At 65.8% G+C, this 23,184-nt stretch carries 28 protein-coding genes; 15 read left to right on the plus strand and 13 right to left on the minus strand.

All coding sequences use genetic code 11. The features are described from left to right. Positions 1–36 precede the first annotated feature (36 nt). The 6 genes from purL (at position 37) to grxD (ending at position 4,135) form a co-directional block, all read left to right on the plus strand. Positions 37–2,199, plus strand: a complete 2,163-nt coding sequence (gene purL, locus ACO2Q5_RS01410) for a phosphoribosylformylglycinamidine synthase subunit PurL (RefSeq protein WP_423287706.1) — start codon at positions 37–39, stop codon at positions 2,197–2,199. Continuing rightward, positions 2,199–2,651 carry a GNAT family N-acetyltransferase gene (locus ACO2Q5_RS01415; protein WP_423287708.1) on the plus strand — a complete coding sequence of 151 codons (453 nt, stop codon included), beginning with the start codon at positions 2,199–2,201 and terminating at the stop codon, positions 2,649–2,651. The genes purL and ACO2Q5_RS01415 overlap by 1 nt, the downstream gene beginning before the upstream one ends. Beyond that, positions 2,639–3,142 carry a GNAT family N-acetyltransferase gene (locus ACO2Q5_RS01420; RefSeq protein WP_423287710.1) on the plus strand — a complete coding sequence of 168 codons (504 nt, stop codon included), beginning with the start codon at positions 2,639–2,641 and terminating at the stop codon, positions 3,140–3,142. The genes ACO2Q5_RS01415 and ACO2Q5_RS01420 overlap by 13 nt, the downstream gene beginning before the upstream one ends. 66 nt (positions 3,143–3,208) lie before the next feature. After that, positions 3,209–3,451: a BolA/IbaG family iron-sulfur metabolism protein gene (locus ACO2Q5_RS01425; RefSeq protein ID WP_423287712.1), complete on the plus strand. Its 243-nt coding sequence runs from the start codon at positions 3,209–3,211 to the stop codon at positions 3,449–3,451. 3 nt (positions 3,452–3,454) lie between these two features. Then, positions 3,455–3,634: a hypothetical protein gene (locus ACO2Q5_RS01430; protein WP_423287714.1), complete on the plus strand. Its 180-nt coding sequence runs from the start codon at positions 3,455–3,457 to the stop codon at positions 3,632–3,634. A gap of 141 nt (positions 3,635–3,775) precedes the next feature. Then, a complete protein-coding gene (gene grxD, locus ACO2Q5_RS01435; protein ID WP_423287716.1) occupies positions 3,776–4,135 on the plus strand; it encodes a Grx4 family monothiol glutaredoxin in 360 nt (119 codons plus the stop codon). A gap of 163 nt (positions 4,136–4,298) precedes the next feature. Here grxD and ACO2Q5_RS01440 read toward each other — a convergent pair whose 3' ends face one another. Genes ACO2Q5_RS01440 through ACO2Q5_RS01450 form a run of 3 tightly spaced genes read right to left on the minus strand, consistent with a single transcriptional unit; the run spans position 4,299 to position 5,522 of the window. Further along, positions 4,299–4,628: an MliC family protein gene (locus ACO2Q5_RS01440; protein ID WP_423287718.1), complete on the minus strand. Its 330-nt coding sequence runs from the start codon at positions 4,626–4,628 to the stop codon at positions 4,299–4,301. Then, the gene (locus tag ACO2Q5_RS01445; protein WP_423287720.1) at positions 4,625–4,999 is read right to left on the minus strand and encodes a cell division protein ZapA; all 375 of its coding nucleotides are present in this window, start codon (positions 4,997–4,999) and stop codon (positions 4,625–4,627) included. Before ACO2Q5_RS01445 ends, ACO2Q5_RS01440 begins: the two co-directional genes overlap by 4 nt. Beyond that, positions 4,992–5,522, minus strand: coding sequence for a hypothetical protein (locus tag ACO2Q5_RS01450; RefSeq protein WP_423287722.1), 531 nt, complete (start codon positions 5,520–5,522; stop codon positions 4,992–4,994). The genes ACO2Q5_RS01445 and ACO2Q5_RS01450 overlap by 8 nt, the downstream gene beginning before the upstream one ends. 236 nt (positions 5,523–5,758) lie before the next feature. On the opposite strand from ACO2Q5_RS01450, the gene tkt reads away from it, so the two are divergent. After that, positions 5,759–7,774 carry a transketolase gene (tkt, locus tag ACO2Q5_RS01455; RefSeq protein ID WP_423287724.1) on the plus strand — a complete coding sequence of 672 codons (2,016 nt, stop codon included), beginning with the start codon at positions 5,759–5,761 and terminating at the stop codon, positions 7,772–7,774. Positions 7,775–7,827: 53 nt separating this feature from the next. Here tkt and ACO2Q5_RS01460 read toward each other — a convergent pair whose 3' ends face one another. Both ACO2Q5_RS01460 and ACO2Q5_RS01465 read right to left on the minus strand, forming a co-directional pair. Further along, on the minus strand, positions 7,828–8,307 hold the full coding sequence (locus ACO2Q5_RS01460; RefSeq protein ID WP_423287726.1) for a VOC family protein: 480 nt from the start codon (positions 8,305–8,307) through the stop codon (positions 7,828–7,830). A gap of 60 nt (positions 8,308–8,367) precedes the next feature. After that, complete coding sequence (locus ACO2Q5_RS01465; RefSeq protein ID WP_423287728.1) at positions 8,368–9,489, minus strand: anhydro-N-acetylmuramic acid kinase; 1,122 nt, start codon at positions 9,487–9,489, stop codon at positions 8,368–8,370. Between the two features lie 65 nt (positions 9,490–9,554). On the opposite strand from ACO2Q5_RS01465, the gene tyrS reads away from it, so the two are divergent. Continuing rightward, complete coding sequence (gene tyrS, locus ACO2Q5_RS01470; RefSeq protein WP_423287730.1) at positions 9,555–10,805, plus strand: tyrosine--tRNA ligase; 1,251 nt, start codon at positions 9,555–9,557, stop codon at positions 10,803–10,805. A gap of 75 nt (positions 10,806–10,880) precedes the next feature. Here tyrS and ACO2Q5_RS01475 read toward each other — a convergent pair whose 3' ends face one another. The 4 genes from ACO2Q5_RS01475 to ACO2Q5_RS01490 form a co-directional block, all read right to left on the minus strand. Continuing rightward, positions 10,881–11,369, minus strand: a complete 489-nt coding sequence (locus ACO2Q5_RS01475; RefSeq protein WP_423287732.1) for an RES family NAD+ phosphorylase — start codon at positions 11,367–11,369, stop codon at positions 10,881–10,883. Continuing rightward, a complete protein-coding gene (locus tag ACO2Q5_RS01480) occupies positions 11,369–11,725 on the minus strand; it encodes an MbcA/ParS/Xre antitoxin family protein (protein WP_423287734.1) in 357 nt (118 codons plus the stop codon). The genes ACO2Q5_RS01475 and ACO2Q5_RS01480 overlap by 1 nt, the downstream gene beginning before the upstream one ends. A 68-nt stretch (positions 11,726–11,793) precedes the next feature. Then, entirely contained in the window at positions 11,794–12,360 is a 567-nt protein-coding gene (locus ACO2Q5_RS01485) for a peptidylprolyl isomerase (RefSeq protein ID WP_423287736.1), read from the minus strand. Next, positions 12,350–12,862, minus strand: coding sequence for a peptidylprolyl isomerase (locus ACO2Q5_RS01490; protein ID WP_423287738.1), 513 nt, complete (start codon positions 12,860–12,862; stop codon positions 12,350–12,352). Before ACO2Q5_RS01490 ends, ACO2Q5_RS01485 begins: the two co-directional genes overlap by 11 nt. A 153-nt stretch (positions 12,863–13,015) precedes the next feature. Here ACO2Q5_RS01490 and ACO2Q5_RS01495 point away from each other — a divergent pair, with 153 nt between their 5' ends. From ACO2Q5_RS01495 to ACO2Q5_RS01525, 7 genes are all read left to right on the plus strand, one after another. Continuing rightward, a complete protein-coding gene (locus ACO2Q5_RS01495) occupies positions 13,016–14,206 on the plus strand; it encodes a phosphoglycerate kinase (protein WP_423287740.1) in 1,191 nt (396 codons plus the stop codon). 172 nt (positions 14,207–14,378) lie between these two features. Then, positions 14,379–15,272 (plus strand): fructose bisphosphate aldolase, encoded by an 894-nt coding sequence (locus tag ACO2Q5_RS01500; protein ID WP_423287742.1) that lies wholly within the window; start codon positions 14,379–14,381, stop codon positions 15,270–15,272. A 160-nt stretch (positions 15,273–15,432) separates the two neighbouring features. Beyond that, complete coding sequence (locus ACO2Q5_RS01505) at positions 15,433–15,735, plus strand: FtsB family cell division protein (protein WP_423287744.1); 303 nt, start codon at positions 15,433–15,435, stop codon at positions 15,733–15,735. Between the two features lie 75 nt (positions 15,736–15,810). Further along, positions 15,811–16,176 carry a hypothetical protein gene (locus tag ACO2Q5_RS01510; protein WP_423287746.1) on the plus strand — a complete coding sequence of 122 codons (366 nt, stop codon included), beginning with the start codon at positions 15,811–15,813 and terminating at the stop codon, positions 16,174–16,176. Positions 16,177–16,306: 130 nt separating this feature from the next. Further along, positions 16,307–17,293 (plus strand): pyruvate dehydrogenase (acetyl-transferring) E1 component subunit alpha, encoded by a 987-nt coding sequence (gene pdhA, locus ACO2Q5_RS01515; protein ID WP_423287748.1) that lies wholly within the window; start codon positions 16,307–16,309, stop codon positions 17,291–17,293. 14 nt (positions 17,294–17,307) lie between these two features. Then, entirely contained in the window at positions 17,308–18,705 is a 1,398-nt protein-coding gene (locus ACO2Q5_RS01520) for a pyruvate dehydrogenase complex E1 component subunit beta (RefSeq protein WP_423287750.1), read from the plus strand. A 12-nt stretch (positions 18,706–18,717) separates the two neighbouring features. After that, positions 18,718–20,040 carry a pyruvate dehydrogenase complex dihydrolipoamide acetyltransferase gene (locus ACO2Q5_RS01525; protein WP_423287752.1) on the plus strand — a complete coding sequence of 441 codons (1,323 nt, stop codon included), beginning with the start codon at positions 18,718–18,720 and terminating at the stop codon, positions 20,038–20,040. Between the two features lie 32 nt (positions 20,041–20,072). Here ACO2Q5_RS01525 and ACO2Q5_RS01530 read toward each other — a convergent pair whose 3' ends face one another. From ACO2Q5_RS01530 to cysE, 4 genes are read right to left on the minus strand one after another with little or no spacing between them, the layout of a single operon-like run. Then, positions 20,073–20,708, minus strand: a complete 636-nt coding sequence (locus tag ACO2Q5_RS01530; RefSeq protein WP_423287754.1) for a CDP-alcohol phosphatidyltransferase family protein — start codon at positions 20,706–20,708, stop codon at positions 20,073–20,075. Further along, a complete protein-coding gene (locus tag ACO2Q5_RS01535) occupies positions 20,705–21,649 on the minus strand; it encodes a phosphatidate cytidylyltransferase (protein WP_423287756.1) in 945 nt (314 codons plus the stop codon). The genes ACO2Q5_RS01530 and ACO2Q5_RS01535 overlap by 4 nt, the downstream gene beginning before the upstream one ends. Next, positions 21,646–22,314: a lysophospholipid acyltransferase family protein gene (locus ACO2Q5_RS01540; protein WP_423287758.1), complete on the minus strand. Its 669-nt coding sequence runs from the start codon at positions 22,312–22,314 to the stop codon at positions 21,646–21,648. The genes ACO2Q5_RS01535 and ACO2Q5_RS01540 overlap by 4 nt, the downstream gene beginning before the upstream one ends. Positions 22,315–22,321: 7 nt before the next feature. Next, positions 22,322–23,128: a serine O-acetyltransferase gene (gene cysE, locus ACO2Q5_RS01545; RefSeq protein ID WP_423287760.1), complete on the minus strand. Its 807-nt coding sequence runs from the start codon at positions 23,126–23,128 to the stop codon at positions 22,322–22,324. Positions 23,129–23,184 lie beyond the last annotated feature (56 nt).

Genomic DNA, 23,184 nt, shown 5'->3' on the forward strand with positions numbered 1-23,184 from the left:
AAAGGCCAAGCGGACAAAGCTTGAGGGAATCCCGCCATGACCGAGCCCGCAATCACCCCCGAACTGGTCGCCTCGCACGGGATCAAACCGGATGAGTGGGAGCGGCTGCTCGGCATCCTTGGCCGCCAGCCCTCGTTCACCGAACTGGGCATCTTCAGCGCGATGTGGAACGAGCATTGTTCCTACAAATCGTCGAAGAAATGGCTGCGCACCCTGCCCACCACCGGCCCGCAGGTGATCTGCGGCCCGGGTGAGAATGCCGGCGTCGTGGACATCGGCGACGGACAGGCCGTCATCTTCAAGATGGAAAGCCACAACCACCCCTCCTACATCGAACCGCATCAGGGCGCGGCCACCGGCGTCGGCGGCATCCTGCGGGACGTCTTCACCATGGGCGCCCGACCCATCGCAGCGATGAACGCGCTGTCCTTCGGCCTGCCCTCGCACCCGAAGACCGCCCATCTGGTGAAGGGCGTCGTGGAAGGCATCGGCGCCTATGGCAATGCTTTCGGCGTGCCCACCGTCGGCGGCGAAGTGCGCTTCCATCGCAGCTACAACGGCAACTGCCTGGTCAACGCCTTCGCGGCGGGTCTGGCGAAGACGGATGCGATCTTCTACTCGGCGGCTTCGGGTGTCGGGATGCCGGTCGTCTATCTGGGTGCCAAGACCGGGCGCGATGGCGTCGGTGGCGCGACCATGGCGAGCGCCGAGTTCGATGACACGATCGAGGAGAAGCGTCCCACCGTCCAGGTCGGCGATCCCTTCACCGAGAAGCGCCTGCTGGAGGCCTGTCTGGAGCTGATGCAGACCGGCGCCGTCATCTCGATTCAGGACATGGGTGCGGCGGGCCTGACCTGTTCCGCGGTGGAAATGGGCGACAAGGGCGGCCTTGGCATCAAGCTGCAGCTGGATGACGTGCCGCAGCGCGAAACTCATATGACCGCCTATGAGATGATGCTGAGCGAGTCTCAGGAACGCATGCTGATGGTGCTGAACCCCGCGCTGGAGGATGTGGCGCGGGCAATCTTTGTCAAATGGGACCTCGACTTCGCCATCGTGGGCGAGACGATCCCGGAAGACCGCTTCCTGATCCTGCACGGGAATGAGATCAAGGCCGACATTCCGCTGTCGAAGCTGTCCTCCAGCGCGCCGGAATACGACCGGCCCTGGGTTCCGACGCCCAAAGCCGCGCCCCTGGGCGAGGTGCCGGCCATCGGTGCCATCGCGGGCCTGCGGGCGCTGATCGGCAGCCCGTCCTATGCCCACAAAGGCTGGGTCTACGAACAATATGACGCGCAGGTCGGCGCCGATACGGTGGTGACGCCGGGCCTGCCTGCGGGCGTGGTGCGCGTGCACGGCACGGACAAGGCGCTGGCCTTCACAAGTGACGTGACCCCGCGCTATGTGAAGGTGAACCCGGTCGAGGGCGGCAAGCAGGCGGTGGCCGAAGCCTACCGCAACCTGACCGCCGTGGGCGCGCTGCCGCTGGCCACCACCGACAACATGAACTTCGGCAATCCCGAAAAACCCGAGATCATGGGCCAGTTCGTCGGCGCCATCCAGGGCATCGGCGAGGCGGTGAAGGCGCTGGATATGCCCATCGTCTCGGGCAATGTGTCGCTTTACAACGAAACCGACGGCAAGGGCATTCTGCCCACCCCCACCATCGGCGCGGTCGGCATCCTGACCTCGCTGGATCAGGTGATCGCGGGCAAGCCGCAGGCGGGCGATGTGGCGCTTCTGGTGGGCGAGACCTTCGGCCATCTGGGCCAAAGCGCCCTGCTGGCCGAGGCGTTCGGCATTGAGGCGGGCGATGCCCCCGCGGTCGATCTGGAGGTGGAAAAGCGCAACGGCGATTTCCTGCGCGCGAACCGCAAGGCGATTGGCGCGGCCACCGATCTGGGCGACGGCGGGCTGGCGCTGGCGGCGTTCGAACTGGCCGAAGGCGCCGGTCTGGGCGTGACGCTGATCCCGGGCGACATCCCGACGCTGTTTGGCGAGGATCAGGCCCGCTATCTGCTGGCCGTCTCTGACTCCGGGGCGGAAGTCTTGGAGGCGGCCGCCCTGACGGCGGGCGTTCAGGTCACCCGTGTGGGCAGCTTCGGCGGCGATGCGGTCACCCTTGGCAGTGACAGCGCGCCCTTGGCCGAGTTGTCGCGGCTTTACCGCACCGCCTTTGCGGCCAAAGTCGGCGTCTGATGCTGCGTCTGGCGCGGGCAGAGGATGCGGGCTTTGTCCATGCCCTCTGGACCGCGCCGCAGAATGCGCTCTGGCTGGACCCGCCCGAGAATGGCCAGATCGGGGATGCCATCGCGGAAGGCCGTCTCATGATCTGGGACACCGGTCAGCCCGCCGGTTTCGCCGCCCTGACGCAATGGATGGAAGGGGTGTGGTCGCTGCGCGAATTCGCCGTGATCCGCCCCGGACTTGGCCGCCCCTTCCTGACCGCGGTTCTGGATGACCTGTTCGGCCCCCGTGCCGCACATCGTGTCGGGCTGGACATCACCGCCGACAATGTCCGGGCGCTGACATTCTTCACCAGCGCAGGATTCCAGCGCGAAGGCGTCTGGCGCGAATGCTGGAAGCGGCCTGCGGGCGACTGGGTGGATTGCGTCTTTCTTTCGATGCTGGACCGGGAATGGACAAGCTGACCCTTCGCGCGGCCACAGCCACGGATTTCCCCTTCATCCGGGCGCTGGCGCAGCGGCCGGACTATGCGCATTTCATCACCGATCAGGACGATGCGGTGCTGGCGGGCTACCTGGCCGATCCCTCTTGCCGCCTGCTGATCGCGGAAGGCCAGGACGGCCCGGCAGGCTTTGCCCTGTTCTGCGAGATCGGCGATCCTTCGGGCGCGGTGGAATTGCGGCGGCTGGCGCTGGCCGTGGCGGGACAGGGCCGCGGCGCGGGTTTCATTGCAGAGCTGGTGGATTACGCCTTCCGGGATCTGGGCGCGGCGCGGCTGTGGCTGGACGCCTCGGGCGAGAATCTGCGGGCGATGACGCTGTATGAACGGGCCGGTTTCACCCGCGAGGGGGTTTTGCGCCGCCACTGGTATCGCCCGATGCTGGGCCGGGTGGTGGACATGCACCTCTTCGGGATGCTGCGCGAAGAATGGGCGGCGCTGCGGGGCGGGGCCTGAGCCTTTGGCTTGCCCTTGCGGCGCGGGGGGCTTGGCCTTACATCTTTCCCAAAAGAGGAGATCCCGATGCCGATGGAAGGCAAGGATATCGAGGCGCTGATCCGGGAAACCTTCCCGAAGGCCACCATCACCATCACCGATCTGGCCGGCGACGGAAACCATTGGGCGGCCGAGGTGATCGACGAATCCTTCCGTGGCCTGAACCGGGTTCAGCAGCAGCGCGCGGTCTATGCCAGCCTGAAGGGCAAGATGGACGGTGCGCATGGCGAATTGCACGCGCTGGCCCTGACGACGAAGGCGCCGGAGTAAGGGATGGACGCCGGAACCGCCATTTTCGCCGGTCCGGCCCCCTTGGCGTTGTTGCTTTGGGTGGCGAACCGGCGTGCGACAGCGGGACGTGCGGGTGAGCGGTCGGAAGAGACTGGTGGCTACCGGATCGGCCGCGGGCTGGGCATGGAGGCGACGGACACCGACGGCTTCAACGCCCGATGAGCCGCAACGCGCCCATCGGTGGGGTGCCGCAGGAATTGCAGGGCCTTGGCCGGGACATCCGGACTATATTGCCCCGGTCAAGGATGACGAAACCTATGCCAGCCGCTATCATGCGGCCTTCGGCAAGTCGGAGAAGACGAGATGAGCGCGCAGGACACGATCCGCGAGACTGTTGAAAAGAACGATGTCGTTCTGTTCATGAAGGGCACCAAGATGATGCCGCAATGCGGGTTCTCGTCCCGCGTGGCCGGGGTGCTGAACTACATGGGCGTCGAATATGCCGATGTGAACGTGCTGGCCGATGCCGAGATCCGGCAGGGGATCAAGGACTTCTCCGATTGGCCGACGATCCCGCAGCTCTATGTGAAGGGCGAATTCGTCGGCGGCTGCGATATCGTCACCGAAATGACCCTGTCGGGCGAGCTGGACACCCTGTTCGAAGCAAAGGGTGTGAAATTCGACAAGGACGCCGCCGACAAGATCCGCGAAGCCAACACCTGAACCGGCTTTGCCGTGTGGTAGAAGGCCCGGGGTGTCGAACCCCGGGCCTTTTGATGTCTGCGGTGCGCGCAATCGCCGGGGCCGGTGGAACGGGCGCTCAGCGCCGTGTGTCCGTCCCTGAGACCGGGCGAAAGACGGCGCCTTTCACCCGGATGGCCCGGCCTCAGCCGCCTTCCTTGCAGTTCTGCAGGATCGGCGTCTCTTGCCCGGCTTCCTTCCAGTAGAGCGTGGCCTCCGGCCCCTTGGTCCACCAGACATAATTGGCCCCGTCCGACGGCCAGCCGTAGCGCGCGCCCGACGCCGCCTCTTCGCTGTAAAGCGTGATCTGCACCCCGTCGACATTGATCACCGCCAGCGAGACATCGGCGGCATTGATATAGGTTGCTGGCACGCCGACCCCGCGGTCGCAGGTGTAAAGCGTGGTGATGACCTGCGTTTCCTGCGCCATGGCGGGAAAGGCGGTCAGGATCAAAAGGGCGGTGGCGCGGATCATGCGGGGACCTTCTCTTCCAGACGGGCGGCCAGAGCCTCGGCCCGGGCGGCGATTTCGGCAAGGGTTTCCGGCACCTGCGGCGGCACCACCGGCACCTCCACCCGTTGCGGTTCCGGCGCGGGACGGGCCTCCAGCTCGGCCACCCGGGCGCGCAGCTGGCGCAATTCATCATCCGTCGCGGCCTGACGGTCGGCCAGCATCAGCCCCGCCATCAAGAGCATCTTCACCTCGGGCAGGCGCCCCATGGCCGCAACCAGCGGCTGCGCCTCGGCATCCAGCATGGCGGCGGCGGCGCGCAGGAAATGCTCTTCCCCCGGCTGGCAGGAGACGATGAAGGGCCGCTGCCCGATCATGACCTCGATCTCAGGCATGGGCGGCCCCCTCCAGTTCGGCGCTCGTCAGATGCAGATCCAGCGCGGCGGTGATTTCCTCAAGTTCAGCCATTTCCGACAGGCGGGCGGCGCGCAGGGCGTCCAGCTCGGCCAGAAGGGCGCGGTTGATCTGTGCCGGATCGGCCAGACCCGCACTCTGCGCCTCGCGCAGGCGGCGCAGCTCCTCGCGCAGGGTCAGGGCGGTCTTGCGCATGCGCTGCAGCTCCATCCCCTGCACATCCAGCTGCCGCGTCAGCTTTTCGATCCGCTCGTCATATTCGCTGCGCAGCACCGTCTCGCGGTCACGTGCAGCCGCCAGCCTTTCAAGCAGCCGCGCCATGGACGCGCGCTCGGCCTCTTCCTCGGCCGACAGGACCGCAGGATCCGGCGCGGCCACGGGCTCTGCCACCGGAGCCGGCCCGGGTTCCGGTTCCGGTGCCGCGACCGGCAGCGCGTCAATGCCGCGCCCGATCCGCTCCAGCGCGGCGGCGATCCGCCGTTCAAGTTCCACGAGATCCTGCATCCGCTGCCCTTTCCGGTGCCGTTCCCATCGTCAGGGGCCGCTTGTGCCGCGGCCTTCCACCCAAGGATAGCCCGGCCGAATCGGCGGCGAAACCCCTGCCCCGGCAGTTTAGCGCGAAACCGGCGGGCTGCCGCCAGCCTTTCTTCCCAAGGCCTTGGCCGCGCGGCTTGATCTTGGGCCGGGCGGCGGCTAAGGGGGCCGGGCTTTCCCGCCTTCCCTGAACAAGGACCGCGCCCGTGGATATCGCCTCGCTTCGTGCCCGCCACCCCGATCACTGGATGCGCGCCACCGCCATCCGCGCGCTGACGCTGGATGCCGTCGCTGCGGCGAATTCCGGCCATTCCGGCATGCCGATGGGCATGGCCGATGTGGCGACCGTGCTGTTTTCCAAGCACCTGAAGTTTGACCCCAAGGCCCCGCGCTGGCCGGACCGGGACCGGTTCATCCTCTCGGCGGGCCACGGGTCGATGCTGATCTATTCGCTGCTGTATCTGACCGGCTACGAAGATGTGACGCTGGAGCAGATCAAGAACTTCCGCCAATGGGGCGCCATCACCGCGGGTCACCCGGAATATGGCCATGTTTCGGGCGTGGAAACCACCACCGGCCCGCTGGGTCAGGGCATTTCGAACTCGGTCGGGTTCGCCATGGCCGAGGAACTGCTGCGCGCCCGCTATGGCGCCAAGGTGCAGGACCACTACACCTATGTGATCGCGGGCGACGGCTGCCTGATGGAGGGTGTGAGCCAGGAGGCCATCGGCATCGCGGGCAGGCAAAAGCTGTCGCGGCTGATCGTATTGTGGGATGACAACGGCATCACCATCGACGGCAAGGTCTCGCTCTCGGACGTGACCGACCAGAAGGCGCGCTTTGCGGCCTCGGGCTGGGATGTGTTCGAATGCGACGGTCATGACCCCGAAGACATTGACCGCGCGCTGACCGCGGCCAAGGCCAGCGCGGGCCCGGCGATGATCGCCTGCAAGACGCATATCGCCATCGGCCATGCGGCGCAGGACACCTCCAAGGGCCATGGCGCGCTGACCGACAAGGCGCAGCTGCAGGCGGCCAAGGACGGCTACGGCTGGACCGGCGGCGCCTTCGAAGTGCCGGCCGAGATCAAGGCCTGGTGGGAATCTTTGGGGGCCAAGGGCGCCGAAGCCCGCGCGGCATGGGAGCAGCGGCTGGCCAGCCTGCCCGCCGGCAAGCAGGCCGAATTCAACCGCATCTTCTCGGGCGAGGCCCCGGCCAAGCTGTCCTCTGCCGTGAAAGCGGTGAAGAAAGCCGCGGTCGAGGCGCCCGCCAAGCTGGCCACCCGTTCGGCCAGCGAAAAGGTGCTGGCGGCGATCAACCCGGTGATGGTGGAAACCTTCGGCGGCTCGGCCGACCTGACCGGGTCGAACAACACCAAGACTGCGGATCTGGGCGTCTTCACCCCCGAAGACCGCAAGGGCCGCTACATGTATTGGGGCATCCGTGAACACGGCATGGCCGCGGCGATGAACGGCATGGCGCTGCATGGCGGCGTGCGGCCCTATTCGGGCACCTTCATGGCCTTTACCGATTATGCCCGCCCCTCGATGCGCCTCAGCGCGCTGATGGGCCTGCCGGTCGTGTATGTCATGACGCATGACTCGATCGGTCTGGGCGAAGACGGCCCGACCCACCAGCCGGTGGAGCATCTGGCCATCAGCCGCGCTACGCCGAACACGCTGGTGTTCCGCCCGGCCGATCTGGTGGAAGTGGCCGAGTGCTGGGAAATCGCGCTGAGCCAGAAGGCCACGCCGTCGGTCATCGCGCTGAGCCGCCAGAATCTGGCCGCCGTGCGCAAGACCCACACCAGCCAGAACCTGTCGGCCCGCGGCGCCTATGTGCTGGCCGAGGCGACGGGCAAGCGTCAGGTCATCCTGATGGCCACCGGGTCCGAAGTGGAAATCGCCATGGCCGCGCGCGAAACGCTGGAGGCCGAAGGCATCGGCACCCGCGTCGTCTCGGTCCCGTCGATGGAGCTTTTCGCGCAACAGGATGAGGCCTGGCGCAAGAAGGTGCTGCCCGCCGGAACCGTCCGCATCGCCATCGAGGCGGGCGTGCGTCAGGGCTGGGACGGCTTCCTGCTGGGAGAGCGCGGGCGCGAGGCCAAGGCCGCCTTCATCGGCATGTCCAGCTTCGGCGCCTCGGCCCCCTATGACCGGCTGTACAAGGAATTCGGCATCACCGCCGAAGCCGCCGTGGCCAAGGCAAAAGAGCTGCTCTGATCAGCAACCCAATCGGGAAAAGGCGGCCTTCGGGCCGCCTTTTTCGTTGCGCGTCACCCGCGGCGGGCGGCGTCGATGGCGGCCACGTCGATCTTCTGCATGGTCATCATGGCGGCAAAGGCGCGGGCGGCTTCCTCCCCGCCGGTCAGCATCGCCTCGGTCAGGGTGCGGGGCGTGATCTGCCAGTTGACGCCCCATTTGTCCTTGCACCAGCCGCATTCGCTTTCGGCGCCGCCATTGCCCACGATGGCGTTCCAGTACCGGTCGGTCTCGGCCTGATTTTCGGTCATGATCTGGAACGAAAATGCCTCGCTCTGCTTGAAGGCGGTCCCGCCGTTCAGCCCCATGCAGGGGATGCCAAGCACGGTGAAATAGACCACCAGCACATCACCCTTCTTGCCCGAGGGATTGTCGCCCGGCGCATGGAACACCTGCTGGACGGAACTGTCGGGAAAGGTTTCGGCGTAGAAGCGGGCTGCCGCCTCGGCTTCCTTGTCGAACCAGAGGCAGATGGTGTTCTTTCCGATTTGCATGGGACCCTCCCTGAGCCGTTGCCTGTCCTTCAACGCAGTGCCAGGGCAGAATGTTCCGCCCTAGCCCGCCACTGCCGCCTCGGGGCGGCTGATCTGCCCGCCCCCCACATTCGCCGCCACCCCGGTCGTGCCGGGGCCGGAGGTCGCCATGCCGCGGGCGACCCGCACCGCAAGAAAGGCGAAGGCCTGCGCCTCTAGCATATCCCCGTTCAGCCCGGCCGCCTCGACCGGCTGAACCGGGCAGGCGAAGTGTCGCGCAAGGTGGCGCATCATCACCGGATTGAGCCGCCCGCCCCCGGTGACAAGCAGGCGCGAGACCGGAGCCGGAAAATGCTCCGCCCCGCGGGCAACGGCGGCCGCCGCGGCGGCGGTCAGCGTGGCGGCGGCCGCGGGCGTGTCCAGACGGCGCACCGCCTCCAGCAGGCTGCGGAAATCGTCGCGGTCCAGCGATTTGGGCGGCATCTTCAGGAAGAACGGATGGGACAGGAAGGTGTCGATCACCTGCCGTTTCACCCGGCCCTTCGCGGCGACCTTGCCGCCGTCGTCATGGGTCAGGCCAAGCCGCGCCCGCATCAGATCATTCACCGGGGCATTGGCCGGGCCGGTGTCAAAGGCCAGCAGCGCGCCCTCCGTCTCCGGTCCCGGGGCCGAGGGGTCCACCCAGGTCAGGTTGCCCACGCCGCCAAGGTTCAGAAAGGCCACCGGCGCGGTGGCGCCGATGTGGCGGGCCAGTGCGAAATGGTAGAAGGGCGCCAGCGGTGCGCCCTGCCCGCCCAGTGCCACATCGGACGTGCGGAAATCCCAGACCACGGGCAGGCCCAGCACCTCGGCCAGAAGGCTGCCGTTCCCGGCCTGATGGGTGCCGCGTCCGCGCGGATCATGCGCCAGCGTCTGGCCGTGAAAGCCGACCAGCGCCGCGCCCTGAAACCGGCTGAGGAGTTCGGCATGCGCTGTTTCCACCACCTCCGCCGCCGCGGCCACACCCGGATCGCCGGGCCAGAGGCCAAGCGCAGCGCGCAGCGTGGCCTGTTCAGCGGCGGTATAGGGGCGATAGGCGTGGGGGCCGAATTCCTGCACGCGATGCCCGTCCGTCAGGATCATGGCGGCATCCACCCCGTCCAGCGAGGTGCCCGACATCGCGCCAAGCGCCCAGATCGCCCCCTGATCACGATCTTTCGCCATCTTTCCCTTCGGCCCCTGCCCCGCTATACCCCCCACACTTACAGCACGTTGGCGCGGAGCGCAAAATGGCCTACCATCCCAAATCGGAATTCCTTAGGGTGATGTTCGAACGCGGCTTTGTCGCGGATTGCACCGATTATCAGGCGCTGGACGACGCCCTGATCGCGGGGGTGGTGCCTGCCTATATCGGCTATGACGCGACGGCCGCGTCGCTGCATGTGGGCCACCTGATGAACATCATGGTGCTGCGCTGGCTGCAGAAGACCGGACACAAGCCGATCACGCTGATGGGTGGCGGCACGACCAAGGTGGGCGATCCGTCCTTCCGGAGCGAGGAGCGTCCGCTTCTGACGCCGGAAGCCATCGACCGCAACATCGCCGGGCTGAAGCAGGTCTTTGCGAAATACCTGAGCTACGGCGACGGCGCGAATGATGCGATCATGCTGAACAATGCCGAATGGCTGGATCAGCTGAACTACCTTGATTTCCTGCGCGACATCGGGCGGCATTTCTCGGTCAACCGGATGCTGTCCTTCGAAAGCGTGAAATCCCGGCTGGACCGCGAACAGTCGCTGTCCTTCCTGGAATTCAACTACATGATCCTGCAGGCCTATGATTTCCTTGAAATCAACCGCCGCTATGGCTGCCTGTTGCAGATGGGCGGGTCGGATCAGTGGGGCAATATCGTCAACGGGATCGACCTGACCCGCCGGGTGCTGGACCATGAGATCTATGGGCTGACGACGCCTTTGCTGACCACCAGCGACGGGCGGAAGATGGGAAAATCGGCCAATGGTGCGGTCTGGCTGAACGGCGACATGCTGTCGCCTTACGAGTTCTGGCAGTTCTGGCGCAACACGACCGATGCGGATGTGGGCCGGTTCCTGAAGATCTTCACCGAACTGCCGGTCGAGGAATGCGACCGTCTGGGCGCGCTGGAGGGGTCCGAGATCAACGGCGCGAAGATCATCCTGGCCAATCTGGCGACCGCCCTTCTGCACGGGGAAGAGGCCGCGCAGGCGGCCGAGGCTACCGCGCGCGAGGTGTTCGAAAAGGGCGGGATCGGCGACGACCTGCCCACGGTGACGCTGGCGCCCGAAGAACTGGCCGAGGGTCTGGGCATCGTCCAGCTGTTCGTGCGGGCGGGGCTGGCGGCCAGCGGCAAGGATGCCAAGCGGCTGATTTCCGAAGGCGGCGCGCGGATGAACGACGAGATCGTGACCGATGCGGGCCTGCGGATCGGGGCAGGCGAACTGGCCGAGCCGGTGAAGCTGACCGCGGGCAAGAAGCGTCATGCTCTGGTGGTGATCGGGTAAGAGGGGGCGCTGCCCCCGTCTCTGCCTGCGGCAGAGCCTCCCCCGGGATATTTGTGCAAACTGGAATGGGCCGTCTCAGGATCTGAGGCGGCCTTCATCGTCGATGAGGGTGAGGCCGGGGCTCCAGCGCCAGAGGATCAGGTTGCGCGCCTGTGGCGGGGCAAGGCGGGCGTAGCTGGGGGCGAGCATGCCGGCGAAGCCTTCGGCATACAGCGCACGGGCGAGCTTCTGGGTGGGCGCCTCCCGCCCGCGGCCCATATGCAGGCGCCAGTCATCGGCGGCCAGATCGGCTGGGCTGAGACCGCGGGCGGAGAGCAGCGCAGGATCGGTGCCGTCGAAGACCGGCTCCAGATCGGCGTGGAAGCTGACGAGGATCGTCGGTTGCAGCGGCTGGCCGATCTGGCTGACCTCGCGCACGGCGGTGACCGGGTCCAAGGTGGTGTAAAGCGCGGGCATGCCCTTGGGATTGAACCGCCCGCCGAAGCGGCGCGCGCCTTCTCCCGACAGGGGATCACCCGCCCAGACCGGGTTCAGCGCCCGGTAGACCACGTCCTGCAACCGCATCAGGCGTAGAGGCCCGCATCCACCGCGTCGATATAATCGGCCACCTCGGCGGCGCGGCCTTCGCGCACCAGATGCATCGCCGTCATGCCACCGAAGCCCGGAAGAGGTTCCGAGCGATACCAGGCATAGGCCATGAGTTCCGAGCCGAAGCGGGGCGCCACGCGGTTCAGGATTTCCACCATCTCGCGCAGGCGGGTCTGGGTGCGGGGGCTGCCGACACGGTCCTTGCGGACCAGGGCATCGCGGCCAAGCCCGGTGGAGCGGGCCACGTCATCAACGGTGGTCCGCAATTCCTCGGCAATCAGGCGGGGCGAGAAGCCCTGCGGGTCGCCCATGCGCAGAAGCGGGATGTTCATGGTTACCTCCACCGATCCTGACGCAAATATAGGTCAGGATCGGTGGAAAGTCGAGTCAGATGCCCCGGTCAGTCCTGAACGGAGACTTTGACCATCACATCGGGATTGGCCGGCGGCTCGCCCCGGGCGATCTGGTCCACCACATCCATGCCCTGAATCACCCGGCCCACGACGGTATATTGCCCGTCAAGGAACGAGGCGTCACCGAAGACGATGAAGAACTGGCTGTTGGCGGAATTCGGGTCCTGCGCGCGGGCCATGCCGACGATGCCGCGCTGGAACGAGATATTGGACGCCTCCAGCGGGATGTCCGGCTTGGAAGAGCCGCCCATCCCGGCCATGCCCGAGCCGTCGCCCTTCTTGCCGAACTGAACGTCGCCGGTCTGGGCCATGAAGCCGTCGATGACGCGGTGGAAGACCACATTGTCATAGGCGCCCTCTTTCGCCAGCGCGGCGATCTGGGCGGCATGCTTCGGCGCCACATCGGACAGGAGGTCGATGACCACGGTGCCATTGGCGGCGCCCGCGACCTCGATCACCAGATTCGGGCCGGGCAGATCCTTCACCTCTTGCGCGACAGCGCCCGAGACGAGGAGCGGCAGGGCCAGAAGGGCTGCGAATGCCTTATTGAACATCGGCGGCCACCCGGACGGTGATCATGCGGTCAGGATTGGCCGGCGGTTCGCCCCGGGTGATCTTGTCCACGGCATCCATGCCCGAGATGACCTGACCATAGACGGTGTACTGGCCGTTCAGGAAGGAATTGTCCTTGAAGTTGATGAAGAACTGGCTGTTGGCCGAATTCGGGTTCATCGACCGCGCCGCACCAAGGCTGCCGCGGGCATGCGGGATCTTGGAGAATTCCGCTGGCAGATCCGGATATTGCGAACCGCCCGTGCCCGCGCGGCGCGGGTTGTAGTTCGGGCTGTCCATATTGGCGTTTTCCACATCGCCGGTCTGCGCCATGAAGCCGTCGATCACGCGGTGGAAGGCCACGCCGTCATAGGCTTTGTCGCGGGCCAGCTGCTTCATGCGCTCGACATGTTTGGGCGCGACGTCGGGCAGAAGCTGGATCACCACCTCGCCGTCTTTCAGCGTCAGGATGATCGTGTTCTCGGGGTCCTTGATCTCGGCCATGTCTCTTGCGTCCTTTGCAGGCTTTCAGGGTCGGGCCGGAAAGTAGCGACGCGGTGACGCAAGGGGAAGGCCAAATGGGTGTGATCGGTTGACGGACGGGGAAATACCGCCGAGAAATCGCCGGGAGAAACCCGGGACAACAGGGAGACAGGGATGGGCTGGAAGACGCTGGACGATATCGCGCTGGCCGGAACGGTGGTGCTGACCCGGGTGGACATCAACGTGCCGATGGAGGCGGGCCGGGTGACCGACACCACCCGCATCGACAAGATCGTGCCTACGGTCGAGGATATCATCGCCCGCGGCGGCAAGCCGGTGCTCCTCGCCCATTTCGACCGCCCGAAAGGCAAGGTCGTGCCGGAGATGAGCCTTGGGCACATCGCCCCCGCGCTGGAGGCCGCACTGGGCCGCAAGGTGGTCTTCGGCAGTGATTGCGTGGGCGAGGCCGCGAAGACCGCCATCGCCGCCGCCGGACCGGGGGATGTGGTCCTTCTGGAGAACACCCGGTTCCATGCGGGCGAGGAAAAGAACGACCCCGCCCTTGCCGCGCAGATGGCCGAACTGGGCGATGTCTATGTGAATGACGCCTTTTCCGCCGCGCACCGCGCCCATGCCTCGACCGAGGGGCTGGCGCGTCTACTGCCCAAGGCGGCCGGGCGGCTGATGGAGGCGGAGCTGAAGGCGCTGGACGCGGCCCTTGGCAGCCCGCGCCGCCCGGTGATGGCGGTGGTGGGCGGCGCCAAAGTCTCGACCAAGCTGGAGCTGCTGGGCAATCTGGTGGCCAAGGTGGACCATCTGGCCATCGGCGGCGGCATGGCGAACACCTTCCTTGTGGCCGAAGGGATCGAGGTCGGCAAATCGCTGGCCGAGCGCGACATGGCCGACACCGCCCGCGCGATTCTGGCCAAGGCGAAGGAAACCGGCTGCAAGATCCACCTGCCGGTGGATGTGGTCGTGGCGCGTGAATTCAAGGCGAATGCGCCCAGCCAGATCGTCTCGGCCTCGGGCTGCCCGGCGGATGCGATGATTCTGGATGCGGGTCCCGAAACCGTGTCGCGGCTGAAGAATGTCATGGCGCAATGCGAGACGCTGATCTGGAACGGCCCCTTGGGCGCGTTCGAGCTGACGCCGTTTGACGCGGCCACTGTGGCGGCGGCGAAAGAGGCGGCGCGGCTGACGCGGGCGGGCTCGCTGATCTCGGTCGCGGGGGGCGGCGATACGGTGGCGGCGCTGAATCAGGCTGGGGCCGCGGCGGATTTCACCTTCATCTCGACCGCGGGCGGCGCCTTTCTGGAATGGATGGAGGGCAAGGAGCTGCCCGGCGTCGCGGCCCTTCTGGCCTGACCCCCAACGCTCTGCCGCTTCGCGCGTCATTCCGGCGGAAGATTGCCGCCGGAATGCTGCTTTCGCGGGCACCGTTAGCGCCACCATAATTGCGGCACGGGCATTGGCAGGCTATGCGGGGCGCGTGTGGCCCAAGGGGCGAATTGACACGGCAAATGACAGGGATGAGAGCATGAGCAAGGCGGAAATGACGGCGCAGATCGCGGGCGGCAAGGGCTTTATCGCCGCGCTGGACCAGTCGGGCGGCTCGACCCCCAAGGCGCTGAAGCAATATGGCATCGCCGAAACCGCCTATTCGGGCGAAACTGAAATGTTCGACCTGATCCATGGCATGCGCGCCCGGATCATAAAGTCTCCCGCCTTCACCGGAGACAAGGTTGTGGGCGCGATCCTGTTCGAACAGACCATGGACCGCGAGATCGACGGCATCCCGACCGCCACCTATCTGTGGGACAAGCGTCATGTCGTGCCGTTCCTGAAGATCGACAAGGGGCTGGAGGCGGAAGTCGACGGTTGCCAGCTGATGAAGCCGATGCCGGGCCTGGACGCGCTGCTGGACCGCGCCGCCAAGGCGGGCGTCTTCGGGACCAAGGAACGCTCGGTCGTTTCGGCGGCCAATGAAAAGGGCATTCAGGCCATCGTTGACCAGCAGTTCGAAGTGGGCGCGCAGGTCATCGCCCATGGGCTGATGCCGATGCTGGAGCCGGAAGTCACCATCTCGATCGCCGACAAGGCCGAGGCGGAGGCGCTCTTGATGGCGGCGCTGCTGAAGGGGCTGGACGCCCTGCCCGACGGCCAGAAGGTCATGCTGAAGCTGTCGCTGCCGACGGTGGCGAATTTCTACGCGCCCCTGGTGGACCACCCCAAGGTGCTGAAGGTCGTGGCGCTGTCGGGCGGCCATTCGCGCGCCAAGGCGAATGAGATCCTGGCGCAGAACCGCGGCATCATCGCCTCGTTCAGCCGCGCGCTGACCGAAGGCCTGTCGGCCCAGCAGACCGATGCGGAATTCGACGCGGTTCTGGGCGAGGCGATCACCTCGATCCACGCGGCCTCGGTCGCGGGCTGATCTGCGTTGCAGACCATGAAGGGCGCCCCGGTTCCGGCCGGTGGCGCCCTTTGCTTTTGGCAGCCAGGGCGAATCGCGGGGGATTCCCTTTTGCGCCGCGGCATGGCATGATTCGCCCCGAGGCCCCCGCAAAGAGGGGCCACAGGCGCGAGGCACCCGAATGACCCATGCACAGGCAGGCCGGAACATCGGCGGGCTGATCTATCTGGCGATGGCCTTTACCTTGGGCGCCTATTTCACCTTTGCCGCCGTGCAGGGCGACTATGGCGTGTTCCGCCGGGTCGAGATCCATGCAGAGGCCGAAAACCTGAAGGCCGAACGTGACCGTCTGGCCGCCGATCTGGCCGAGATCCGCAATCTGACGCACAGGCTGTCGGACAACTATCTGGATCTTGACCTTCTGGACCAGCAGGCCCGCGACGTACTGGGCTATCTGCGCACGGATGAGATCGTCATCCGCTGACCCTGCGGCCGTTTTTCTGCCGGGAAATGGTCTTATGGCTGTGAGACGCCCATTCGGAACAAACCGGAGGGGCAGATGGTATCGGATCATGTCGTTGGCAGCTGGATCAGCGGGCTGAGCCTTCTGTTGATACGCATCATACAGGTTCTGGCCTTTGCAGGTGGCGCGGTGCTTGTGCCGTCCGGGTTGCTTCTGGCGGTCGGGGCGCTGTCTCTGCATCAGCCCTACCAACCGTTCGACTGGCTGCTTTTGCTTGGGCCAATGTGGGTCTTCCTGTCAGGGATGGGGCTTCTGGGCACATTCGCGCTGTTGCAGGGGCTGGCCGTCTTCTTCGAGATGGCCGCAAATCAGGCTGCATCTGCGCGGGCCTTTGAGCGGATGGCAGAGTTTCTGGCCGGGCCGGAATCGCCTTCCGCCCAGACGGAACATCCAGCCGCCTGAGGTCCTGAAACAACACGTCAGCCATGCACCGCCTGCATCCGGGGTGGGCGGATTTTTGATTTGCCCTTAAAAGCCCGATCCCCTAGTGATGGTTTAACGCTGAACCATTTTGCCTGCGGGGAGGACCAATATGGCACGCAAGCCCGACGCGAGACCCAATGTCTCGAAGGACGAGCTTCTGAAGTATTACCGCGAGATGCTTCTGATCCGCAGGTTCGAGGAGAAGGCCGGCCAGCTTTACGGCATGGGCCTGATCGGCGGCTTCTGCCATCTGTATATCGGGCAGGAAGCTGTGGTCGTGGGCCTTGAGGCCGCCTCCAAAGAGGGCGACAAGCGCATCACCAGCTACCGTGATCACGGCCACATGCTGGCCTGCGGCATGGATGCCAAGGGCGTCATGGCGGAACTGACGGGACGCGAGGGCGGCTATTCCAAGGGGAAGGGCGGCTCGATGCACATGTTCTCCAAGGAAAAGCACTTCTACGGCGGCCATGGCATCGTGGGCGCGCAGGTCCCGCTGGGCGCCGGTCTGGCCTTTGCCGACAAATACCTGGGCAATGACAATGTCACCTTCACCTATTTCGGTGACGGCGCGGCCAACCAGGGTCAGGTCTATGAGACCTACAACATGGCCGAACTCTGGGACCTTCCGGTGATCTTCGTCATCGAGAACAACCAGTATGCCATGGGGACCAGCGTGAAGCGGTCCACCAAATCCACCACGCTGTTCGAGCGGGGCGTGGCCTACGGGATCCCGGGTGAGCAGGTGGACGGCATGGATGTGCTGGCGGTGAAGGCCGCGGGCGAAAAGGCCGTGGCGCACTGCCGCGCGGGCAAAGGCCCCTACATTCTGGAAATGATGACCTACCGCTACCGCGGCCATTCCATGTCCGACCCGGCGAAATACCGCACGCGGGAAGAGGTGGAGAAGATCAAGACCGAGAAAGACTGCATCGAGCATGTCCGCGACCTGCTGTTGCAGGGCGGTCTGGCCTCGGACGAGGACCTGAAGGCCATCGACAAAGAAATCAAGGCCTTGGTCAACGAATCGGCCGAATTCGCCAAGGAAAGCCCCGAGCCCGCGCTGAGCGAGCTCTGGACTGACATCACCGTCTGAGGGGGGACGCAAAGATGGCAACCGAAGTTCTGATGCCCGCGCTGTCTCCGACGATGGAGGAGGGCACGCTGGCCAAATGGCTGGTGAAAGAGGGCGATACGGTCAAATCCGGCCAGATCATCGCCGAGATCGAGACCGACAAGGCCACGATGGAATTCGAAGCGGTGGATGAAGGCAAGGTCGGCAAACTGCTGATCGCCGAGGGCACCGCGGGCGTGAAAGTGAACACGCCGATTGCCGTGCTGGTCGAGGATGGCGAAAGCTATGACGCCTCGGCTTCGGCCGCCGCCGCTCCGGCACCCGCTGCCAAGGCCGAAGCCGCGCCCGCCGCGGCAGAGCCTGCCGCAAGTGTGCCCGCGGCAGCCGCCGCCCCTGCCCCGGCACCCGTGGCCGCCAAGGGCTGGCCGCACAGCGACCTGCCGGAAGGCCCGACCAAGACCATGACCGTGCGGGAAGCCCTGCGCGAAGCCATGGCAGAGGAAATGCGCGCTGATCCCAACGTCTTCCTGATGGGCGAAGAGGTCGGCGAATATCAGGGTGCCTACAAGATCAGCCAGGGCCTGCTGGATGAGTTCGGTGCAAAGCGCGTGGTCGATACGCCGATCACCGAAATGGGCTTTGCGGGCATCGCCACCGGCGCGAGCTGGGGCGGGCTGAAGCCGATTGTCGAATTCATGACCTTCAACTTCGCCATGCAGGCGATTGACCACATCCTGAACTCGGCCGCCAAGACGCTGTACATGTCCGGCGGCCAGATGGGCAGCCCGATGGTGTTCCGCGGCCCGAACGGCGCCGCGGCCCGCGTGGGGGCCCAGCACAGCCAGGATTATGCGGCATGGTATGCGGCGATCCCGGGGCTAAAGGTCTGCATGCCCTATTCGGCGGCGGATGCGAAGGGCCTGCTGAAATCGGCGATCCGTGACCCGAACCCGGTCGTGTTCCTTGAAAACGAAATCCTCTACGGCCGGTCGTTCGACGTGCCCACGGCGGAAGATTTCACCATCCCCTTCGGCAAGGCTTCGGTCATGCGGCAGGGCAAGGATGTGACGCTGGTCTCTTTCGGCATCGGCGTGGCCCATGCGCTGGCCTCGGCCGAGGAACTGGCCAAGGAGGGGATCGAGGCTGAGGTCATCAACCTGCGGACCCTGCGCCCCATCGACTATGACACCGTGCTGGCCTCGGTCATGAAGACCAACCGCTGCGTGACGGTGGAAGAGGGCTTCCCCGTGGGTTCGATCGGTGACCACCTCGCCTCGACCATCATGCAGAAGGCGTTCGATTATCTGGATGCCCCGGTCATCACCTGCACCGGCAAGGATGTGCCCATGCCCTATGCGGCCAACCTTGAGAAACTGGCGCTGATCACCGTCCCCGAGATCGTCTCGGCGGTGAAATCCGTCTGCTATCGCTGAGGGGGGAGAGAGATGGCGACCGAAATCCTGATGCCCGCGCTTTCTCCGACAATGGAGGAAGGCACGCTGGCCAAATGGCTGGTGAAAGAGGGCGATACGGTCAAGTCTGGGCAGATTCTGGCCGAGATCGAGACCGACAAGGCGACGATGGAATTCGAAGCGGTGGATGAAGGCACCGTGGGCAAGATCCTGATCGCCGAAGGCACCGCGGGCGTGAAAGTGAACACGCCGATTGCCGTGCTGCTGGAAGAAGGCGAAAGCTACGATGCCGCGGCTGCGGCACCCGCAGCGCCCGCCGCAAAAGCAGAGGCCAAGGCTGAGGCGGCACCCGCCGCGGTAGCCCCTGCCCCGGCTGCGGCAGCCACCCCGGCAGCGCCTGCGGCGGCACCTTCGGGCGCGCGGGTCTTCGCCTCGCCTCTGGCGCGGCGGATCGCCAAGGAGAAGGGTCTGGATCTGGGCGGCATCAAGGGCTCGGGCCCGCATGGCCGGATCATCCGCGCCGATGTGGAAACCGCAAAGCCGGTGACGGCGGCCCCCGCGGCAGCGGCCGCTCCGGCATCTGCTCCTGCCCCTGCCCCGGCGGCAAAGCCTGCTGCCCCGGCCGGCCTGTCGGCGGAAACCGTACTGAAGATGTATCAGGGCCGTGAGTTCACCGAGGTTGCGCTGGACGGCATGCGCCGCACCATCGCCGCCCGCCTGACCGAGGCCAAGCAGACCATCCCGCATTTCTACCTGCGGCGTGAGGTGCGTCTGGATGCGCTGATGGCCTTCCGCGAACAGCTGAACAAGGGGCTGGAAAGCCGCGGCGTGAAGCTGTCGGTGAACGACTTCATCATCAAGGCCTGCGCGCTGGCCCTGCAGGCGGTGCCCGATGCTAATGCCGTCTGGGCGGGCGACCGGATTCTGAAGCTGAAGCCGTCGGATGTGGCCGTGGCCGTGGCGGTCGAAGGCGGGCTCTTCACCCCGGTTCTGAAGGATGCCGAGAAGAAGACGCTCTCGGCCCTGTCGGCCGAGATGAAGGATCTGGCCAACCGCGCCAAGACCAAGAAGCTGGCCCCGCATGAGTATCAGGGCGGCAGCTTTGCGATCTCGAACCTGGGGATGATGGGGGTGGAGAATTTCGACGCCGTCATCAACCCGCCGCATGGCGCCATCCTGGCCGTGGGCGCCGGGATCAAGAAGCCGGTGGTTCAGGCCGATGGCAGCATCGGGGTGGCGACGGTGATGTCGATGACGCTTTCGGTCGATCACCGGGTGATCGACGGCGCGCTTGGCGCGGCCTTCCTGAAGGTCGTGGTCGAATCGCTGGAAAACCCGATCTCGATGCTGGCCTGATACCTGCCTGGGCCGGGGGTCCGCCCTCCGGCTCAGCGCGCGGCCAGCGCCCGAAGCAGGCGGCGCGCGCGGCGCAACACGGTGAAGGCCGTTCCGGCGAGAATGATACAGAGTGCCGCGATCAGGATGGCCGCGGCACTTGCCTTTACCGGCAAAAGCGCCGCCAGCAGACAGCCCAGCGTCAGCGCCGCCATGCGGTGCTGTTTGGCCATCGGACCGCAGAAATCCGCGGCAAATCCCTCCGCCCGGCCCAGCTCGCGCAGATAGGCCGTGGCCACCGCCAGCAGCGCGCAGCCCAGCCCCAACTCCGGCAGCCTCGCAGCCAAACCGGCACCGCAGAAAAACAGAGCATCGGCGGCGCGGTCCGGTGCCTCGTTCCAGAAGGCACCGGTGGGAGAGGACTTGCCGCCCTCGATCGCCACCATTCCGTCCAGCAGATTGCACAGAAGCCGCAGCTGGATCATCGCTGCGGCCAGGATCAGCAGCACCGGCTGCGCGACCGGCCCGCCATGCGGCACCAACGCAAAGAGCACACAGCCCGCGGCAGCAAAGCCGACCGACGCCACCGAAATCTGATTTGGCGTGACCGAACTTGCCGCGAAATGTGCGGCCAGCGCCCGGGCCCAGCCCGTCTCGCGCGAGGACAGCGGGCGTCGGCTCTCTGTCATGTCAGCGACCATCCGAAACGCGTCAGGTGAAAGAAGATGGGCGCGGCGAAGACGACCGAATCCAGCCGGTCCAGAAACCCGCCATGCCCGGCGATCAGATGGCCCCAGTCCTTGACGCCCTTGTCCCGCTTGATCGCCGACATGACAAGGCCGCCGAATGTGCCCATCAGCGTGACGACCAGCGCCATGCCCGCCGCCTGAGGCAGGGAAAACGGGGTCATCCACCAGAGTGCGGCCCCCGCCGCCGTGGCCGTCAGCGTGCCGCCGATCAGCCCCTCCCACGTCTTCGACGGCGACAGTTGCGGCGCCAGTTTCGTGCGGCCCAACAGCTTGCCCCAGACATATTGCATCACGTCGGACAGCTGCACCGTAAAGATCAGCCAGGCGATCAGAATGACATTCCGCCCCTCGAACCCCGGGATCTGCAGCGACAAGAGCGCGGGGACATGGCTGACGCAATAGACGCAGATCATCAGCGCCCATTGCGTTTCCGCCACCCGCGTCAGAAACCCGTTCGGTGCCCCCCGCAGGGCCGAGACGACGGGCATCAGCAGAAAGGCATAGACCGGCACGAAAATGGCATAAAGCCCGTACCAATCCACCCCCACCAGCCAATACTGCACCGGCAGCACCACGAAAAACGCCCCGGCCAATGCCCAATGGTCAGCCTGGCTTTTCGTGGTCAGTGACAGGAATTCCCGCAAGGCGGAGAAGGACAAGACGCCAAACAGCACCACCACACCCGCCCGCCCCGCCAGAAAGGCGATGGACAGCAGGACGACCATCCCCCACCACGCCGCGATCCGGGCATTCAGGTTCTCGATCACCGGGTTTGACCCGTCCGGCGCGATCAAATCGCGCAGCACCTGCCCGATCAGCGTGGCCACGACAAGGATGCCGCCGACGCCCAGAAGCAGGTAGATCAGATGCGGGGATGTCATGCCGCGCCCCCTTTTGACAGCGCCAGCAGCGCGGCCTCGGCCCGGCCCAGAAACGTCGCCTTTTCCTCCCCATCGGCAATCCGCAGCGGCGACCCGAAGGTCAGCGTGCAGATCAGCGGCACCGGCACCACCTCTCCCTTGGGCATGACGTGGTTCAGGTTGGAAATCCAGACCGGCACCAGATCCACTTCCGGCCTCTGCCGCGCCAGATGATACAGCCCGGATTTGAACGGCAGCAGCGGCTCGGGCCCCGAATTGCGCTGACCTTCGGGGAACAGGATCAGCGAGGCGCCTTCGTCCAGTGCCGCGGCCATCTGGGCCACCGGGTCCTGAACCCGCGCCTCGGGGCGACGGTCGATCAGTACCGCGTTGAACACGTCGCGCCCGACAAAGGCCCGCAACGGCGATTTCAGCCAGTAGTCCAGCGCCGCCACCGGCCGCGTTCTGGCCCGCAGCATCACCGGCAGCACCGTCCAGAGCAGGACGAAATCCCCGTTCGAAGTGTGATTGGCGAAATAGACCCGCTGCACCGGCACCGGCTCAATCCCCTGCCAGATGGCCCGGGGCGCCGTGACCAGGCGCGCGAAAAGGGTGATCGCCTTGGCCCCCAGCCCGGCAGCGATCTGCCGGGCCTTTTGCCGCAGAATCTCGGCCAGCCGCGCCATCCGCGTCCTATTCGGGCCGGATGTGCTGGTCCATCGTCAGCGCAGGCTGGGCACAGCCCGCCTTGCCGACGACACGCGCCGGAACACCCGCAACCGTGGTGTTCGACGGCACCTCCTCCAGCACGACAGACCCCGCTGCAATGCGAGAGCAGTTGCCGACCCGGATATTGCCCAGCACCTTGGCCCCTGCCCCGATCAGCACGCCATTGCCGATCTTCGGATGGCGGTCGCCATCCTCTTTCCCGGTGCCGCCCAAGGTCACCGAATGCAGCATCGACACATTGTCGCCGACCACAGCCGTTTCCCCAATCACGATGGAATGGGCATGGTCGATCATGATTCCGCGCCCGATGACGGCGGCCGGGTGAATATCCACACCAAAGACCTCGCTCACCCGCATCTGGACAAAATAGGCCATGTCCATCCGCCCGCACTGCCACAGCCAGTGACCGACGCGGTAGGCCTGCACCGCCTGGTAGCCCTTGAAGAACAGGACCGGCTGCATATAGCGGTGGCAGGCCGGGTCACGTTCATAGACTGCCATAAGATCGGCCCGCGCAGCCGCGCCCAGCGAAGGATCGCCGCCATAGGCCTCATCCGCCAGTTCGCGCAGGATCTGCTCGCTCATCTCGCCCGAAGCCAGTTTCAGCGAAAAGCGATAGGCCAGCGCCCGCTCGAACGAGGCATGGTGCAGAAGGCCGGAATGGATCAGCCCGCCCAGCAGCGGCTCGGCCCGGATCGCCTCTTCGGCTTCGGCACAGAGACGGGTCCAGACCGGATCAAGGGTCGCGACACGCTGTGAAATCTCTGCCATCCGGGGCACTCCTCTGTCAGGTCCGGCGGAGATCGGCCCGCCGGCAACTGCCGCCA

It is taken from the genome of Neotabrizicola sp. VNH66 (assembly GCF_049445895.1).
In the GTDB taxonomy this organism is placed as follows: Bacteria; Pseudomonadota; Alphaproteobacteria; order Rhodobacterales; family Rhodobacteraceae; genus Pseudogemmobacter.

What these genes read in the sequence shown, in the direction of transcription:
- purL (WP_423287706.1), top strand. Translation starts at nt 37, where the DNA reads ATGACCGAGCCCGCAATCACCCCCGAACTGGTCGCCTCGCACGGGATC.
- ACO2Q5_RS01510 (WP_423287746.1), top strand. Translation starts at nt 15,811, where the DNA reads ATGGTATCGGATCATGTCGTTGGCAGCTGGATCAGCGGGCTGAGCCTT.
- ACO2Q5_RS01495 (WP_423287740.1), top strand. Translation starts at nt 13,016, where the DNA reads ATGGGCTGGAAGACGCTGGACGATATCGCGCTGGCCGGAACGGTGGTG.
- ACO2Q5_RS01505 (WP_423287744.1), top strand. Translation starts at nt 15,433, where the DNA reads ATGACCCATGCACAGGCAGGCCGGAACATCGGCGGGCTGATCTATCTG.
- ACO2Q5_RS01425 (WP_423287712.1), top strand. Translation starts at nt 3,209, where the DNA reads ATGCCGATGGAAGGCAAGGATATCGAGGCGCTGATCCGGGAAACCTTC.
- ACO2Q5_RS01525 (WP_423287752.1), top strand. Translation starts at nt 18,718, where the DNA reads ATGGCGACCGAAATCCTGATGCCCGCGCTTTCTCCGACAATGGAGGAA.
- ACO2Q5_RS01530 (WP_423287754.1), bottom strand. Translation starts at nt 20,708, where the DNA reads ATGACAGAGAGCCGACGCCCGCTGTCCTCGCGCGAGACGGGCTGGGCC.
- ACO2Q5_RS01445 (WP_423287720.1), bottom strand. Translation starts at nt 4,999, where the DNA reads ATGCCTGAGATCGAGGTCATGATCGGGCAGCGGCCCTTCATCGTCTCC.
- ACO2Q5_RS01450 (WP_423287722.1), bottom strand. Translation starts at nt 5,522, where the DNA reads ATGCAGGATCTCGTGGAACTTGAACGGCGGATCGCCGCCGCGCTGGAG.
- ACO2Q5_RS01475 (WP_423287732.1), bottom strand. Translation starts at nt 11,369, where the DNA reads ATGCGGTTGCAGGACGTGGTCTACCGGGCGCTGAACCCGGTCTGGGCG.
- ACO2Q5_RS01430 (WP_423287714.1), top strand. Translation starts at nt 3,455, where the DNA reads ATGGACGCCGGAACCGCCATTTTCGCCGGTCCGGCCCCCTTGGCGTTG.
- ACO2Q5_RS01540 (WP_423287758.1), bottom strand. Translation starts at nt 22,314, where the DNA reads ATGGCGCGGCTGGCCGAGATTCTGCGGCAAAAGGCCCGGCAGATCGCT.
- ACO2Q5_RS01415 (WP_423287708.1), top strand. Translation starts at nt 2,199, where the DNA reads ATGCTGCGTCTGGCGCGGGCAGAGGATGCGGGCTTTGTCCATGCCCTC.
- ACO2Q5_RS01535 (WP_423287756.1), bottom strand. Translation starts at nt 21,649, where the DNA reads ATGACATCCCCGCATCTGATCTACCTGCTTCTGGGCGTCGGCGGCATC.
- cysE (WP_423287760.1), bottom strand. Translation starts at nt 23,128, where the DNA reads ATGGCAGAGATTTCACAGCGTGTCGCGACCCTTGATCCGGTCTGGACC.
- ACO2Q5_RS01420 (WP_423287710.1), top strand. Translation starts at nt 2,639, where the DNA reads ATGGACAAGCTGACCCTTCGCGCGGCCACAGCCACGGATTTCCCCTTC.
- ACO2Q5_RS01490 (WP_423287738.1), bottom strand. Translation starts at nt 12,862, where the DNA reads ATGGCCGAGATCAAGGACCCCGAGAACACGATCATCCTGACGCTGAAA.
- ACO2Q5_RS01485 (WP_423287736.1), bottom strand. Translation starts at nt 12,360, where the DNA reads ATGTTCAATAAGGCATTCGCAGCCCTTCTGGCCCTGCCGCTCCTCGTC.
- grxD (WP_423287716.1), top strand. Translation starts at nt 3,776, where the DNA reads ATGAGCGCGCAGGACACGATCCGCGAGACTGTTGAAAAGAACGATGTC.
- pdhA (WP_423287748.1), top strand. Translation starts at nt 16,307, where the DNA reads ATGGCACGCAAGCCCGACGCGAGACCCAATGTCTCGAAGGACGAGCTT.
- ACO2Q5_RS01500 (WP_423287742.1), top strand. Translation starts at nt 14,379, where the DNA reads ATGAGCAAGGCGGAAATGACGGCGCAGATCGCGGGCGGCAAGGGCTTT.
- ACO2Q5_RS01460 (WP_423287726.1), bottom strand. Translation starts at nt 8,307, where the DNA reads ATGCAAATCGGAAAGAACACCATCTGCCTCTGGTTCGACAAGGAAGCC.
- ACO2Q5_RS01520 (WP_423287750.1), top strand. Translation starts at nt 17,308, where the DNA reads ATGGCAACCGAAGTTCTGATGCCCGCGCTGTCTCCGACGATGGAGGAG.
- ACO2Q5_RS01480 (WP_423287734.1), bottom strand. Translation starts at nt 11,725, where the DNA reads ATGAACATCCCGCTTCTGCGCATGGGCGACCCGCAGGGCTTCTCGCCC.
- ACO2Q5_RS01465 (WP_423287728.1), bottom strand. Translation starts at nt 9,489, where the DNA reads ATGGCGAAAGATCGTGATCAGGGGGCGATCTGGGCGCTTGGCGCGATG.
- tyrS (WP_423287730.1), top strand. Translation starts at nt 9,555, where the DNA reads ATGGCCTACCATCCCAAATCGGAATTCCTTAGGGTGATGTTCGAACGC.
- ACO2Q5_RS01440 (WP_423287718.1), bottom strand. Translation starts at nt 4,628, where the DNA reads ATGATCCGCGCCACCGCCCTTTTGATCCTGACCGCCTTTCCCGCCATG.